Genomic DNA, 15088 nt, shown 5'->3' on the forward strand with positions numbered 1-15088 from the left:
TGCGGCGTTTGGCGCTTATTCGAAACACATCCCTGGGCGCGCCTCTGGCCGCCTCATACCGCCGCGCGGCTCGCCGCAAGCTTGCGCTGCAGCTCCGGCATGATCTTCGCAACCGCTTCCTCGCCGGCGAGAATCGCCGCATTGCGCTGCCCGAAGTCGCTGCTGCTCATCGCCGCGAGATTCGGGCGAATCACGATATCCGCGTACTTGTCGAGCTCGTAGGCCTTGATGGTCTGGCCCATGATCGTGAAAGTCTGCATCAGCACGTCGAACGAGCTGTCCGTGAGGCCCGTTTCGGGGCGCGCCGAGATATCGACCGCGATCACGAAGTCCGCGCCCATCCTGCGCGCGAACGACGCCGGCACAGGGCTCACGAGGCCGCCGTCGACGTACTCGTGCGCGCCGATCTTCACCGGCTCGAACAGCGACGGCACGCTGCACGATGCGCGCACCGCAACGCCGGTATTGCCGCGCTGAAACAGGATGGGCTGGCCGGTTTTCAGATCGGTCGCGACGACACCGAGCGGCTTCGCCATCTTTTCGATCGGCCGGTTTTCGAGCGTCGTGTTCAGGTAGTTCTGCAGCGCGACGCCTTGCAGAAAGCCGCGCGTGCGAAACGGCATGGCCCAGTCGCTGATCGACGCTTCATCCATTTTCAACGCGAGGCGATTGAGCGCGAAGCCGTTCATCCCCGACGCGTACAGCGCGCCGACCACCGAGCCCGCGCTCGTGCCGCATACGAGATCGACCTCGATGTTGCGCGCTTCGAGCGCCTTGATCACGCCGATATGCGCAAAGCCGCGCGCCGCGCCGCCGCCGAGCGCGAGCCCGACGCGCAGCGGCCGCGGCCTGACGACAGGCCGCGGTGTGATCGGTGACGGATTCGCCGCGGTGCTGTCGGACGGTTTGACGGGTTCGGGTTGCTTGCTGCCGGGCAGCGCGCAGGCGCTCAGGACGGCCGAAGCCGCCGCCAGCGAAAAGTGGCGGCGCGAAAGACGGGGCGAGGACTGTTTCAACGAATTCTCCAGCCGCGACATGCGTGCGGGCCGCGGCGCGCACATCATAAAGCAAAGCGTTCGGCGTGCGGCAGATCGGCGAGACACGTATCCAATCGTGATCGAATGGCAAAGGTATAATTCGCGTCTTCGCATTTCATTCGCTTCTCCGCGAGCTCCACCGTGACTGCCCTCATGAACACCCCCGCCGATACCGCCGCCAGTACCTCCGCCAACACGACGGTCCGCACCCGGTTCGCGCCGAGCCCGACCGGTTTCATCCACCTCGGCAATATCCGCTCCGCGTTGTATCCGTGGGCGTTTGCGCGCAAATCGAAGGGCGTGTTCATTCTGCGTATCGAAGACACCGACCTCGAACGTTCGACCGAGGCCTCGGTGGACGCGATCCTCGAAGGGATGGCGTGGCTCGACCTCGATATCGACGAGGGCCCGTTCTATCAGATGCAGCGCATGGATCGCTATCGCGAAGTGCTGCAGCAGATGGTGGAGAAGGGGCTTGCGTACCCGTGCTACATGTCGACCGAAGAACTCGATGCGTTGCGCGAGCGGCAGCGTCTCGCGGGCCTGAAGCCGCGCTACGACGGCACGTGGCGTCCAGAACCGGGCAAGGTGCTGCCCACGCCGCCCGAAGGCGTGAAGCCCGTGCTGCGCTTCCGTAATCCGCTGACGGGCACCGTCGCGTGGGACGATGCGGTGAAGGGGCGCGTCGAGATCTCGAACGAGGAACTCGACGACCTCGTGATCGCGCGTCCGGACGGCACGCCGACGTACAACTTCTGCGTGGTCGTCGACGATCTCGACATGCGCATCACGCACGTGATTCGCGGCGACGACCACGTGAACAACACGCCGCGCCAGATCAATATCCTGCGCGCGCTCGGCGGCGAAGTGCCGGTCTACGCGCACCTGCCCACCGTGCTCAACGAGCAGGGCGAGAAGATGAGCAAGCGCCACGGCGCGATGAGCGTGATGGGCTACCGCGATGCCGGCTATCTGCCGGAAGCGGTGCTCAACTATCTCGCGCGCCTCGGCTGGTCGCATGGCGACGCCGAGATCTTTTCGCGCGAGCAGTTCATCGAATGGTTCGACCTCGAGCATCTGGGTAAGTCGCCGGCGCAATACGATCACGACAAGCTCAACTGGTTGAATAACCACTACATCAAGGAAGCGGACAATGCGCGCCTTGCCGACCTCGCGAAGCCGTTCTTCGCGGAACTCGGCATCGATGAAGCGACGCTTGCCGACGGCGCAGATCTTCCTGCCGTGATCGGTCTGATGAAGGACCGCGCGTCGACGGTGAAGGAAATCGCGGCCAACGCGGCGATGTTCTATCGCGAGCCGAATCCGGAACCCGAAGCGCTCGCGCAGCATGTGACCGATGCGGTGCGCCCGGCGCTGGCCGAACTCGCCGACGCGCTGCAGACCGTCGAGTGGACCAGGGAAGCGATTGCGGCGGCAATGAAGGCCGTGCTCGCGTCGCAGAAGCTCAAGATGCCGCAGCTCGCGATGCCGGTGCGCCTGCTCGTGGCCGGCACGACGCATACGCCGTCGATCGACAGCGTGCTGATGCTGTTCGGCCGCGAGACGGTGGTGAGCCGGATCGGCAAGGCGCGCGGTTGACGCGCCGCTACTGTCGATACAAAAGGTATTTACAAAGCGGGATTTGATGTCTAAAATCTCGCTTCTGTTCTGCAAGGGGGGTATAGCTCAGCTGGGAGAGCGCTTGCATGGCATGCAAGAGGTCAGCGGTTCGATCCCGCTTACCTCCACCACTACAGGTCAGCAGACAGAGTCAAAGAAGTACCGCTTCAAAGGCACGGCTTTAAAGCAAGACAAGCCCCGAACGAATTCGTCGGGGCTTTGTTTTTTGTCGGGGCTTTATTTTTTCCATCGCCGCTTTTTTGCCGCACGTTCGTCGCGAACGACCATTACGGCGCAAGCCGCGTAAACACAAAATCGTGGTTCCTCACGCGCGCCTGATGGCAAGCGAAGCAGGTCTGGTGTTGCGCGAGATCGGCCGGCTGCCCGTTGATGAAGCGGCCGAAACCCCAACCGCCTGAATCGCGATAGCGCTTCGAATCCTTGACCATGACCTGCACGGTCGTCGCGGCGCCGGGTACCGAAGCCGGGCCAAACTCGGTAGAGGGCACACGCTTCCACGCGAGCTTTACGAATATCGATCCGTCCGGAAACGGCAGCGTGTTCTTCTCGAGCGCCTTCATCACGGTCGGATTGCCGAGCACGATGCGCAGTTCGTCGAGCGGATCGGCCTCCTCGGCGGGTGCGACGAACTGCCATGTGCGGTAGCCGTGCGGAATCGTCACGCCGTAGATCGGCGACGCCGCTTGCGCAGGCGCATCGCGAGTCTCGTTTGCAGCGAACGATGGCGTCGCCGACGCAAGCGACAGCAGCAATGTGGCGGCGAGGCCACTTCGGGAACATTTCACTTAAGCTCCTTGTTCTTGTGTCGATGTCCTGAAGTTGCATAGGCGAGCCATCGATGTGGATTGCCAGGTAACAGTTAGACTCGAGTGAGACCCGAGTCAAACCCGAGTCACAGCGAGTCAAACCCAGAACCGCAGGCCAGGCGAAACGCAGACGAAACGCGCGCGATGCTGCGAAGCGTCGATCTCTATCGTACCGGGTCAGCGTTTTCGGCGCGGGCCGCGCCGTTCGCGCCGCCACCAGCGGGGCCTGCGCTATTTGCGGTCGCTGCGATTTCACCGCCCTCATCGCAGCGAGGCAAGTCGGCGACCTGCAGCACTCGCCCGTCGACGCGCGCTCGACGAACGCGACCGCGTCTTGCTTCACCGGCGGCGCCATCGCGTCGCTGCCCGTGAGCCGCGCATGGCCGCCGACGACCGGCACCGGCCCAAACCAGCTGCGCGTCACGCGATCGTGGTGCAGAAGCGCGCTCGCGTATCCGTATTGCGACCGGATACATTGCGACACAAAAAAGAAGGGCGCGCTTCGTCGTGAAGCGCGCCCCGCAGGAGGCACAGTGAGCCGAAACGCCGCTTACATGTTGGGTCACCGCGTCGGAGCGCCTGAATGAAACGCGCCTGAAACGCGGTCGAAACACGCCTTAGGCCGAGTGCTTCTTCGCCTCGTCGCGCCAGTAATGTTGCTGCTTCCAGCCAAGCAGGCGCTTCAGCTTTTCATTGCTGAGCAGCGTTTCGAACTCGCCCAGCTTCTTTTTGACCGGCACGTCCGGATAGTAGCGTTTGATCAGCTCGGCGCTCGGCACATCGGACGACACATCGTCGGCGGCGATGTTCATGATCTCGAAGCCGAGCCCGTCCTTCTCGATGGCAAGGCGGCATGCGTTCGCGAGATCGCGCCCGTCGATGTAGCTCCACGCGATGCGCTTGCGCATGCCCGGGTCCTTGAGCCATTCCTTGTTGAACTTCGCGTAGTCCTCGGGATCGAGCACATTGCCGATGCGGAAGCAGTAGATGTCGGAGCCCGTGCGCGCGTGAAACGCCTTCGCGGTCACTTCGTTGATGACCTTCGAGGTCGCGTAGCTGTCCATCGGGTCGACCGGATAGTCCTCGTCGAGCGGAAAATACTGCGGGTTGCGATGCCGGTGCGCGAACACGACGCCGTACGTCGTTTCGCTCGACGCGACGATCACCTTGCGGATGCCGAGCTTCGACGCCGCATCGAGAATGTTGTACGTGCCCATCACGTTGATGCGGAACACTTCGTTGTCGGGCGTCACCATGATGCGCGGAATCGCCGCGAAGTGGACGATCGCGTCGATCGGCTTCGGCTCGAGGTCGTCGACGAATTCCGCCGGCGCGGTGCTCGACGCGAGCGCGTTGAACACCTGGCCCGCGTCGGTGATGTCGGTGATCAGCGTGCGCGCCGTGCGCTTCGCCATCGGCACGCGGTCGAGGTTCATCACTTCGTAGCCGTGCTCGACGAGATTCTCGACGACCCACTTGCCGGCGAGGCCGCTGCCGCCGGTCACTACCACTCGCTTCGTCATGCGGTTTGCTCCTTGTAAGGATGTTGACGGGGCCGGACCCGCTGTTCGCCTGTATTTTCGCGCGCACCTCGCGGTCCGGACCTTACCAGAAGCTTAGCGAGTTCCTGGCGAACCGGCTGTGACGGACGTCATAGTCGGCCCCGGGACAACCCCAATGGGTTTGTATGACGCCCGTCACAGTTTCCTGGCGCGGTATGCACCTAAGATCGTCGCGGTGTCGAGGCATGGCGCAGACCTCAGAGCCGACCTCGAAGCCGATACCGAAGCGCCGGACCGCACAAGTCCGAGCGACAGCGAGGAGACATCCGTTGAGAGCCATCCCGTCGAAAACCGAAGCGCCCGCCGTGCCGGCGCCGCTTGCGATGCTGCGCGCGGGCCTGCGCATCCGCGAGCTCAACATTCTCGCGGTGCTGATCCTCGTCGGTGTGCTGATCAGCCTGTTCTCGCCGTATTTCCTGACGACCAACAATCTGATGGGCGTGTTCCGCTCGTTCTCGCTGACCGCGATCATGGCCGTCGGCATGATGCTCGTCATCATCACGGGCGGCATCGACCTGTCGGTCGGCTCGGTGATGGGCCTCTCGTCGCTCGTGACGGCGCTGTCGTTCCAGCATGGCCTCGGCGCCTTCGCGGCGGTCGCGGCGGGCCTGTCGACCGGCGTGATCGTCGGCGCGTTCAACGGCTTTCTCGTGACGCGTATCCAGTTGCCGCCGTTCATCGCGACGCTCGGCACCCTCAGCATCGGCCGCGGCCTCATGTACATCATCACGAAAGGCGTGCCGGTCACGCCCGATGTACCCGACAGTTTCACGTATCTCGGTCAGGGCTATATCGGCTTCGTGCCGTTTCCGGTCGTCGTGATGGCGGTGCTGGCCGTGTGCTTTTCGATCGTGATGCGGCGCACGCGCTTTGGCCGGCATGTCTATGCGACGGGCGGCAATGAAACGGCGGCGCTGCTGAGCGGCGTACGGACCGCGCGCGTGAAGTTCATCGTCTATGCGCTGTCCGGCGCAATCGCGGCGCTTGCCGGCGTGATCAGTTTTTCGCGCTTCGTGTCGGCGGAACCGGCGGCCGGCTTCGGCGCGGAACTCGACGTGATCGCGGCCGCCGCGATCGGCGGCGCGAGCCTGTCGGGCGGCGCCGGCAGCGTCGAGGGCGCGATCATCGGCGCGGCGCTGGCCGGCATCATCACGAACGGCGTGGTGCTGCTCAATATCGACACCTATGCGCAGCAGACCATCACGGGCTGCGTGATCCTGATCGCGGTGAGCATCGACATCTGGAGGCTGCGCCGCAAAGGGCGATAAGCAGACGAACCGGGCGAGCTCGCGCGTGCCGTGCGCCCGAGAGACGAGCAAAGAGCAACTGTTGAAGGACCCATGATTGACCCATGACCGACCAATGATTCATCAATAAGCGACCGACAAAAACCGGAGACGACATCATGCAACCGAAACTGCTACGCGCGGCACTCGCGCAGAGCCTGCTGGCATTTCTCGCGCTCGGCACGAGCGCAGCCCATGCGAAAGACGCGAAAGACATATCGATCGCGGTGATCCCGAAAGTCGCCGTGCCTTTCTTCGACGACTGCAACAACGGTGCGCAAGCCGAAGCGAAGAAGCTCGGCGTCAAGTATCAATGGGTCGTGCCGCAGAACACACAGGGCTCGACGCAGGTGCAGATCATCGAAGATCTGATGTCGAAGCACGTCGACGGCATTGCGATCTCGGTCAACGAGCCGAAGTCGGTCGAAAGCGTGATGAAGCGCGCGGAAAAGAGCGGCATCAAGGTGCTGACCTACGATTCGGATTCGCCGAAAAGCGGCCGGTCGATGTATATCGGCACGAGTAATGTATCGGCCGGTGAAACGATGGCCGAAACGATGGCCAAGGCGCTTAACGGCAAAGGCGACGTCGCGATCGTCACAGGACAACTCGGTGCGGTCAACCTCAACGAACGGATTGCCGGCATCAAGCAGGGGCTCGCGAAATATCCGGGCATCAAGATCGTCGAAACGCAGGGCACCGACGACGATCTCGCGAAAGGCGTGTCGGTCGTCGAAACGACGTTGCGCGCGCATCCGCAATTGAAGGGCATTTTCGGCGTGAGCCAGGTCGGCGGCCCGGCGGTCGCGAAAGTGCTCGATACGCGCGAATTCGGTTCGATGAAGGGCAAACTCGAAGTGCTCGCGTTCGACGATCTGCCCGATACCGTGAAGGGTGTTCGCGACGGCACGATTCAGGGCATCATGGTGCAGCGGCCGGTGACGATGGGCAAGCTCGCGGTCGACCACCTCGTGGCGCAGATTCAGGGCAAGGAGACACAGGCCAAGGATATCGACACCGGCGTGACTGTCGTGACGAAGGACAATCTCGGCAGTTACACCAAGTAACCGCGCGAAGCAACCGCGCGAAGCAACTGCGCGAGCTAACCGCGCAAACTGACTGCGCCGGGTAATCCGGCGCAGTCGCTCGCCGAAACAGGGGCATCCGATGACGCCGTTCCTCGAAGTCCGCGATATCTCGAAGACGTTTCCCGGCGTGCGCGCGCTCAACCGCGTCACGCTCGAGGTCGCGCGCGGTGAAGTGCTCGCGCTCGCCGGAGAGAACGGCGCGGGCAAGAGCACGCTGATGAAAATCCTGACCGGCGTGCTCGCGCCCGATGCGGGTGGCGACGCAGCTGGCGAAATCCGCATCGAAGGCGAGCCCGTGACGCTGCGCGACGGCAATCACGCGCGCGAACTCGGGATCGGTATCATCTATCAGGAGCTGTCGGTCGTCGACAACCTGAACATTGCGGAAAACATCTTTCTCGCGCGCGAGCCGCTCAATCGCCTCGGTCTGATCGACCGCGCGAAGATGAACGACGCGGCGCGCGCACTGCTCGATACGATCGGCATGGCGCTCGATCCGCGCACGCCGGTCAGCGAACTCAGCGTCGGCCAGAAGCAGATGGTCGAGATTGCGAAGGCAATTTCCTGCGATTCGAAGATCATCATCATGGATGAGCCGACCGCGTCGCTGAGCCATCACGAGACGCGCATTCTGCTCGACCTGATCAAGCGGCTGCGCACGCAGAATATCGGCATCGTCTATATTTCGCATCGGCTCGACGAACTGTTCGAACTGGCCGATCGCGTCACCGTGCTGCGCGACGGCTCGACGGTCGGCAGTGCGCCGATCGCCGAGGTTACGCGCGAGTGGCTCGTGCGCAAGATGGTCGATCGCGAGCTGAGCGACTTGTATGCAGTGTCGCAATCGCATGCGACGCGCGAGGTCGTGCTCGAAGTGCGCGATCTGTCGCTGCGCACGCGCGACAGATCGCCGGCGCGGATTCGCGAGATCAGCTTTGCCGTGCATCGCGGCGAAATTCTCGGCATCGCGGGCCTCGTCGGTTCGGGGCGCACCGAGATCATGGAGATGATCTTCGGCATGCGGCCGTGCACGGGCGAGATCCTGATCGAAGGCACGAAAGTGTCGATCGCGCGGCCGCACGACGCGATCATGCACGGCATCGGTTTCGTGACGGAAGACCGCAAAGGGCAGGGGCTCGTCGCCGGCATGAGCATTCGCGAGAATTTCAGCCTCACGCATCTCGAAACGTACGCGCCGTTCCAGTTCGTGCGGCGCGCGGCCGAAGACGAGCGTTGCCGCCAGTTCGTGCGCACGCTCGGCGTGAAGACGCCGACGATCGAGCAGAAGGTGATCAATCTGAGCGGCGGCAATCAGCAGAAGGTCGTGCTCGCGAAGTGGGTCGCGCGCGAGCCGCGCGTGCTGATCGTCGACGAGCCGACGCGCGGCATCGATATCGGCGCGAAAGCGGAAGTGCATGCGCTGCTCGGGCGGCTAGCCGCGCAAGGGATTGCGATTATCGCGATCTCGTCGGATTTGCAGGAAGTGCTCGCCATCAGCGACCGGATTCTCGTCGTGCGCGAAGGGCGGTTGAACGGCGTGTTCGAGCGCGCAGAGGCGTCGCAGGAGCGCGTCATGGCGGCGGCAACGGCCTAGCGCGATCGACGGTCGCGCGACGCGTAGCGAGCGCCGCCACGCAATGGATTTTCAAACGGAGACGGAACGAAGATGACCACGATTGTCGTAGTGCATACGGGCCCGGTGACGGTGCAGCCGCTCAAGGACCAATTCAAGGATCAGCTGCCCGACGCGCGCGTGATCAATATCGTCGACGACAGCCTGCTGAACGACGTGCGTGCAGCCGGCCATCTGACGCCTGAAGTGACGCAGCGCATGTACTCGTACATGTCGAACGCGCAGGCGATGAACGCCGACTACATCCTGAACGCGTGCTCGTCGGTCGGCGAGGCGGTCGATCAACTGCGCGGCATCATCCGCACGCCGATCGTCAAGGTCGACGAAGCGATGGCGCTCGAAGCGAGCCGCATCGGCAAGCGCATCGGCGTGGTGGCGACCGTGAAGACGACGCTCGAACCGACCGTGCGGCTGATTCGCAAGAAGGCGGCTGAGCACAAGCGCGAGGTGACGGTAATCGAGCGCGTCGCGGAAGAGGCGTTCGAGGCGCTGCTCGCGGGCGACACGGCGCGGCACGACGAGATTCTCAAGCAGACCATCGTCGGGCTTGCGGATGAAGTCGACGTGGTGGTGCTCGCGCAGGTGTCGATGGCGCGGCTCGTTCCTTCGCTTGGCAATACGCGCGTGCCGGTGCTGTCGAGCCCGCAAAGCGGCGTGAAGATGCTGATCGAAGCGTTGCAGCACACGCGCTAAGGCGTGCCGGCCGGCGAGCGGGACCGGGCGAGGCGCGTCGGCAAACGCGGCCTCAGGCCCGCACCAGCGGCGCCTTGTACGCGTGGTCCTGATTGGCCGGTGTCGCCGCGATCCCGGCCGTTGCCGCTGCTCCCACGACGCTTGCACCATGCGCGGTCGTGACGGCGGCGGCAGCCGGCACCGCCAACCCCGGCAGGAACTGCGCGACGAACGCCGGCGTCAGCACGATCTTGCGCTCATGCGTATCGACGAGGCCCTCGGCCTTCAGATCGCTGAAGTGCCGGTTCACCGATTCGCGCGACGTGCCGATAAATTCCGCGAGCTTGTCCTGCGCGATGGACAGGTCGATCAGCACTGCGCCCGCGCGTCCGCCGTGCGCGAACGATGTGCCGATCTGCGTCGCGAACATCGACAGGATATTGACAAGGCGTTTGCGCACGTCGTGCAGCGACAGGTTTTCGATCAGCTTTTGCGCTTCCTGCCAGCGCTGGTGGTGGCTTCTGAGCACGAACTGGTTGATCGCGTCGTAGCGCGTGAGCAGGTCTTTGAAATCCGCCTTGCGGATATAGCAGATGCGGCTTTCGGCGAGCGTTTGCGCGTAGTGCGAGTAGTTCGCTTCGTTGAGCACGTCGCCATCGCCGAAAATCATGCCGGCCTTGATGAACGACAGCGTGATTTCCTGACCGTCTTCGGTCAGGCGATAGAGCCGCACATGCCCGACCTTCAGCAGATACACGTATTCGCTGCGCTCCTCGGGCCGATAGACGAGCGCGTTCTTGCGCAGGCTGCGGTGATCGCTGAAAGCCGGCATCACCTCTTCGAGGCAATTGCGTTCGATCAGCGAGAGAAGCTCGCTTTTTCCGACGAACCACATCGCATGTCTCCTTATATTCGACTGGCACGGCGCACCGCCTGCGTTCAGGCTGTGCGCCGTGCCGTTCGGGCTGGGCGCCCGGTTGCCGGTTATTCTAACCAGCGAGCCGGGAATGCGCTGTCGAAATGCGAAGTGGTTCCGAAGTGGTTCGGTCAAGTGACGTAAGAAGAATGTAGGGATGCGGCGAATGCCTGCTGGACGCGCCGGGCGCGCCGCCGCCGCCACCTCGATCGACTGCGCTCCGGCCCCGCATCAGCTCGGCTCAACCCGGCTTCAACCCGCGTAGCGCGGCTCCGGCAAGCCTTTCACGCCGAGCCCGGTCACGGCGAACAGCCCGCCGCGCTCGCGTTCCTTTTGCGGAATGCCCCACATCGGGCGGCCCATCGAGGTCACGTAGAGCACGTCGAGATCCGGGCCGCCGAACATCACGCTCGTCAGATTGCGCACCGGAACCGGCACGATGCGGTCGATCGAGCCATCAGGCGCAAAGCGCAGAATCCGTCCGCCGAAAACGAGCGCGCTCCAGACATAGCCTTGCGCATCGACGGTCGCGCCGTCGAACGTGCCCGCCATGTTGCGCGCCGACGCGAACACGCGGCGGTTTGTCGCCGCGCCGGTTTCGATATCGTAGTCATAGGCGTACATGAGCCGGTCGTAAGTATCGGTGAAGTACAGCGTGCGGTTATCGGGACTCCAGCATGGACCGTTCGAGCAGCTGATGCCGCGATCGAGACACGTGAGCTTGCCATTCGCGCCGAGCTGATAAAGCCCGCCGCTGCGCGTCGGACGCTGGCCGCGATCGGCGTCGTAACGGTCGAAGTCGTAGGCCATCGTGCCCGCGACGAAGCGGCCGCGCCGGTCGACCTTGCCGTCGTTGAAGCGCGTTTCCGGATCGTCGCTTTCGGGGTCGGCGATGAGCCGCACCGTCTGCGCGTCGAAATCGTAGAAGTGCAGACCGTTCGCGAGCGCGACGACCGCGCCGCCATGTTCGCAAAGCGCCATCGAACCGATATGCGTCGGCACGAAGAAGCGCTCGACCTCGCTGCCGTCCGCACGGCAGCGGTAGATTTCGGCGGCTGTGCTGTCGATCCAGTACAGCCGCTGCTCCCTGACGTCCCACAGCGGACCTTCTCCCAGATGGTTGTTGGCGTCAACCAGCAGGCGGGTTTCGATCATCAGTGTCTCCATCGTTCGGTGTTGGCGGGCGGGTTTGCCTCGATTGTTTCCGGCTTGTGGCGGGTTATCGCCGGGTTATCGCCGGTGGTTGCCGGGCGGTTGCCAGGTCATTGCCGGCGCTTCGGTTAACGACCTTCGTCCCGATCATCCTTGCGCCGGTGCGCGAGCAGCGCCATCAGGCGCCGGTCGCGCCAGCGGCTGCGCGCTTCGATATCCGAACGCGGCAAAAGCGCTTCGCGCTCGGCTTCGAGTTTCGCGATCGTTTCCGGCGACCAGTCGAACGGCATCCGTTCGCGCGCGAGGCCTTTGTAAAGGCCGCCGTAGCGGCGCGCGTAATCGGCGACGCCGCCGGGCGCGTTCAGATCGATCGTCTCGAACGGGCCCATGAACGACCAGCGCAAGCCGAGGCCGTCGCGCATCACGGTGTCGAGATCGGCCGCGTTCGCATAGCCCTGTTCGTAGAGGCTCAACGCTTCGTCGAGCAGCGCGCCTTGCAGGCGGTTCAGCAGAAAGCCCGCGATCTCGCCTTCGACGAATACCGGTTTCTGCCCGACTGCTTCATACAGCGCGCGGGCGCGCGTCAGCGTGTCGGCCGATGTCCACGGCGCGCCGCAAAGCTCGACGAGCGGCACGAGCGACGGCGGATTGACCGGGTGCGCGACGAAGCAGCGTGCGCGGCCCGCCAGCGATTCGGTGAAGGTCGATGCGGGCAGGGCGGAGGTCGAACTGGCGAGCAGGGCATCGGGGCGCGTCAGGCGGTCGAGTTCCGCGAACATCGCGCGCTTCGCGTCGAGCCGTTCGGGAATGTTTTCCTGCACGAGATCGGCGTCGCGCACGGCGTCGGATAGCGTCGCGCACGGCGCAATGCGCGCGACGACGGCGTCGGGTGTGTCATCGATCAGCTCGAAGCGTGCGAGGTCCGCGAGACTGTCGCGAATCGCGGGCACCGCGTTGTCGAGCATCGCGCGATCCGCGTCGTGCAGCGTGACGCTCAAGCCCGCGCGCGCGAAGACGATTGCCCATGCGCGGCCGATCCGGCCCGTGCCGATGATCGCAATGGGACCGGCGGGCTTGCCGCCGCCGTGTCCGGCCGTTCCATTCGATTGCTTCGGATTTGCCATCGATCGCCTCGTCGTCGTGAGTGGCTTGGTTGTGTTTTCTCGCGCGTTACCCCTTCCGGTCGCGCAAGGTAATCACCGCCGCGAGCACGACCAGCCCGTTGATGATGTCGCGCACCGCGGGCGGCACCGTGGTGCCCGCGAGCAGCGTGCCGAGCGCCGTGAGCAGCAGCGCGCCGCCGAACACGCCGAGATAGTGACCGCGGCCGCCGGTAATCAGTGCGCCGCCCACCACCACCACGGCGATCGACGGCAGCAGATACGGGTCGCCCATGCCGAGAAACGCCTGGCTGCTGAAGCCCGCGAGCAGCACGCCGACGATCGCCGAGCACAGCGCCGAGAGGCAGTACACGGAAACGAGCGTCGCGCCGACACGCACGCCCGACAGCTTCGCCGCCACGGGCGAATTGCCGACCGCGTAGACGCGCCGGCCGAAGGCGGTGCGATGCAACAGCAGCAGCGCGACCGCGAGCACGAGCGGCACGCTCCATGCGGCGAGCGACAGCGGCCCTGCGCGGTCGTTGGTGAAGCTGCTGATCGCGGACGGCGCCCAGCCTTGCGGCGAGCCGTTGCAGTAGATCAGCGTGATGCCTTGCAGCAGGCCGTTCGCCGCGAGCGTGACGACGATCGGCGGCAAGCCGAGCACGACGACACCGATGCCGTTGAAAAGGCCCACCACGAGACCGACGGCCAGCACGGCCGGCACGGCCCACAATGCGGCTTCGTTGACGCCATGCGTGAAGCCCGTGAGCAGCACGCCCGACATCGTGATCAGCCACGGCACCGACAGATCGAGACCGCCGGTCAGAATCACCGCGCCTTGGCCCAAACCGAGAATCGCGAGGAACAACGTGAGCGTGAGCAGGCTGCTGTAGAAGTTCGAACTGACGAGCACGCCTGGTCCGTACACAAAGCCCGTCACCACCACGACGCCGAAAAACAGCAGATACGCGGGCACGATGTACTTCGCCCATTCGCGATTGCGTTCGATCCAGTCGGTCAGCCAGCGCCCGGACAGTTCGGTGTTCGCGATCGGCTTGAAGTCTGCCACTTCGAACGCGACGCGGCGCGCGCCGCCTTGTCCGTCGCGTCCATTGCTCGCGCGTGTGCTGGTGCGCCACGCCTTGAACCATTGCAGCGCGTGCCGTGCGCATTCGTGCGCGGCCGACTGTTTGCCGATCGACGAGCCGAGTACCGCGAAAATCAGGATCAGCGCTTCGGCGATGGTCGTGAAAAACGCGGACACGTTGAGCACGAGCAGGATGTTGACCGTCACCATCAGCGTCATGGCCGCGAACACGGTGCCGACGCAGCCGCCGCGTCCGCCGCCGAGCCACGTGCCGCCGAGCACGACCGCGGTGAACATCGACAGCAGCAGCGGGCGTCCGACGAGCGGATCGGCCGAGCCCGTTTGCGCGGACACGTACAGGCCGGCAAGCGCGTAGAACATGCCGGCGATCACGTAGGTCGTGATGCGATAGCGTGTGACCGGCGCGCCGTTCGCGTACGCGCTATCGGGTTCGCTGCCGATCGCATAGAGGCCGACGCCGAACCGCGTGCGCCGGATAAATCCCCACACGAGCAGCGCAGCGATCAGAATGCCCGCCGACATCGGCAGCTTGTCCGGAATCAGATCGGACGTGACGAAGCCCGAAAACTGGTCGCCGACACTGCCGCCCGGCTTGTTCTGGATCAGCAGCGTGAGGCCTTGCACCATGAACATCGTCGCGAGCGTGACGACGATCGATTGCAGCCGGAACCACGCGATCAGCGCGCCGTTGATGAAACCGACGCCGCCGCCGATCGCGACGACCAGCGCGGCGCCCGCCCACTGCTCGACCGGCGTGCCGTGCACGAAGCGCACCGCGAGCACGTTCGCGAGCGACAGCACGGCCGAGGCGGACAGATCGAAGCCGCCGCTCAACACGACGATGGTCTGCCCGATCGCAACGAGCGCGAGCGTGGCTGCGCTCGAAATCAGCGAGCCGATGTCGTACAGGCCGACCGGCGTCGCGGACAGCGCGACCCACGCGATCAGCATCGCGACGAGCGCACCGATCGCGATGATCAGGCCGCGGTAGTGATCGATGCGGGCGCCGATGCCGATGCGCGCGCCGGGCCGCACGACTTCGCTATCGGGAGAGGCGATTGCATTGCTCATGATGTTTCCTTGT

The 15088-nt window shown here is 64.4% G+C and carries 12 protein-coding genes and 1 tRNA gene; 6 read left to right on the forward strand and 7 right to left on the reverse strand.

Annotation, left to right across the window (positions count from 1 at the left end; all coding sequences use genetic code 11):
* Positions 1-53: 53 nt before the first annotated feature.
* Positions 54-1064 carry a patatin-like phospholipase family protein gene (locus tag BTO02_RS09485; protein ID WP_075156825.1) on the reverse strand — a complete coding sequence of 337 codons (1011 nt, stop codon included), beginning with the start codon at positions 1062-1064 and terminating at the stop codon, positions 54-56.
* A 126-nt stretch (positions 1065-1190) separates the two neighbouring features.
* On the opposite strand from BTO02_RS09485, the gene gltX reads away from it, so the two are divergent.
* Both gltX and BTO02_RS09495 read left to right on the forward strand, forming a co-directional pair.
* Complete coding sequence (gltX, locus tag BTO02_RS09490; protein WP_075156826.1) at positions 1191-2636, forward strand: glutamate--tRNA ligase; 1446 nt, start codon at positions 1191-1193, stop codon at positions 2634-2636.
* Between the two features lie 76 nt (positions 2637-2712).
* A tRNA-Ala gene (locus BTO02_RS09495) sits at positions 2713-2788 on the forward strand.
* Positions 2789-2944: 156 nt separating this feature from the next.
* Here BTO02_RS09495 and BTO02_RS09500 read toward each other — a convergent pair.
* Both BTO02_RS09500 and BTO02_RS09505 read right to left on the reverse strand, forming a co-directional pair.
* On the reverse strand, positions 2945-3424 hold the full coding sequence (locus BTO02_RS09500) for a cytochrome P460 family protein (protein WP_232243527.1): 480 nt from the start codon (positions 3422-3424) through the stop codon (positions 2945-2947).
* A gap of 677 nt (positions 3425-4101) precedes the next feature.
* Positions 4102-5007 carry an NAD-dependent epimerase/dehydratase family protein gene (locus BTO02_RS09505; RefSeq protein WP_075156828.1) on the reverse strand — a complete coding sequence of 302 codons (906 nt, stop codon included), beginning with the start codon at positions 5005-5007 and terminating at the stop codon, positions 4102-4104.
* A 308-nt stretch (positions 5008-5315) separates the two neighbouring features.
* Between BTO02_RS09505 and BTO02_RS09510 the strand changes: the two genes are divergently transcribed.
* The 4 genes from BTO02_RS09510 (at position 5316) to BTO02_RS09525 (ending at position 9746) form a co-directional block, all read left to right on the forward strand.
* Entirely contained in the window at positions 5316-6314 is a 999-nt protein-coding gene (locus BTO02_RS09510; protein ID WP_075156829.1) for an ABC transporter permease, read from the forward strand.
* Positions 6315-6451: 137 nt separating this feature from the next.
* Positions 6452-7399: a sugar-binding protein gene (locus tag BTO02_RS09515; RefSeq protein WP_075156830.1), complete on the forward strand. Its 948-nt coding sequence runs from the start codon at positions 6452-6454 to the stop codon at positions 7397-7399.
* Between the two features lie 100 nt (positions 7400-7499).
* The gene (locus tag BTO02_RS09520; RefSeq protein WP_075156831.1) at positions 7500-9014 is read left to right on the forward strand and encodes a sugar ABC transporter ATP-binding protein; all 1515 of its coding nucleotides are present in this window, start codon (positions 7500-7502) and stop codon (positions 9012-9014) included.
* Positions 9015-9086: 72 nt separating this feature from the next.
* Positions 9087-9746, forward strand: coding sequence for an aspartate/glutamate racemase family protein (locus BTO02_RS09525; protein ID WP_075156832.1), 660 nt, complete (start codon positions 9087-9089; stop codon positions 9744-9746).
* A 52-nt stretch (positions 9747-9798) separates the two neighbouring features.
* On the opposite strand, the gene BTO02_RS09530 is transcribed toward BTO02_RS09525, so the two are convergent.
* The 4 genes from BTO02_RS09530 to BTO02_RS09545 all read right to left on the reverse strand — a co-directional run bounded on the left by BTO02_RS09530 (position 9799) and on the right by BTO02_RS09545 (position 15075).
* On the reverse strand, positions 9799-10620 hold the full coding sequence (locus BTO02_RS09530) for a Crp/Fnr family transcriptional regulator (RefSeq protein WP_075156833.1): 822 nt from the start codon (positions 10618-10620) through the stop codon (positions 9799-9801).
* A 273-nt stretch (positions 10621-10893) separates the two neighbouring features.
* Positions 10894-11796, reverse strand: a complete 903-nt coding sequence (locus BTO02_RS09535; protein ID WP_075158734.1) for an SMP-30/gluconolactonase/LRE family protein — start codon at positions 11794-11796, stop codon at positions 10894-10896.
* Between the two features lie 125 nt (positions 11797-11921).
* The gene (locus BTO02_RS09540) at positions 11922-12917 is read right to left on the reverse strand and encodes a 3-hydroxyacyl-CoA dehydrogenase (RefSeq protein ID WP_083615053.1); all 996 of its coding nucleotides are present in this window, start codon (positions 12915-12917) and stop codon (positions 11922-11924) included.
* Between the two features lie 46 nt (positions 12918-12963).
* On the reverse strand, positions 12964-15075 hold the full coding sequence (locus BTO02_RS09545; RefSeq protein ID WP_075156834.1) for an ABC transporter permease: 2112 nt from the start codon (positions 15073-15075) through the stop codon (positions 12964-12966).
* Positions 15076-15088: the final 13 nt, after the last annotated feature.

Source organism: Paraburkholderia sp. SOS3, from assembly GCF_001922345.1.
Lineage (GTDB): Bacteria > Pseudomonadota > Gammaproteobacteria > Burkholderiales > Burkholderiaceae > Paraburkholderia.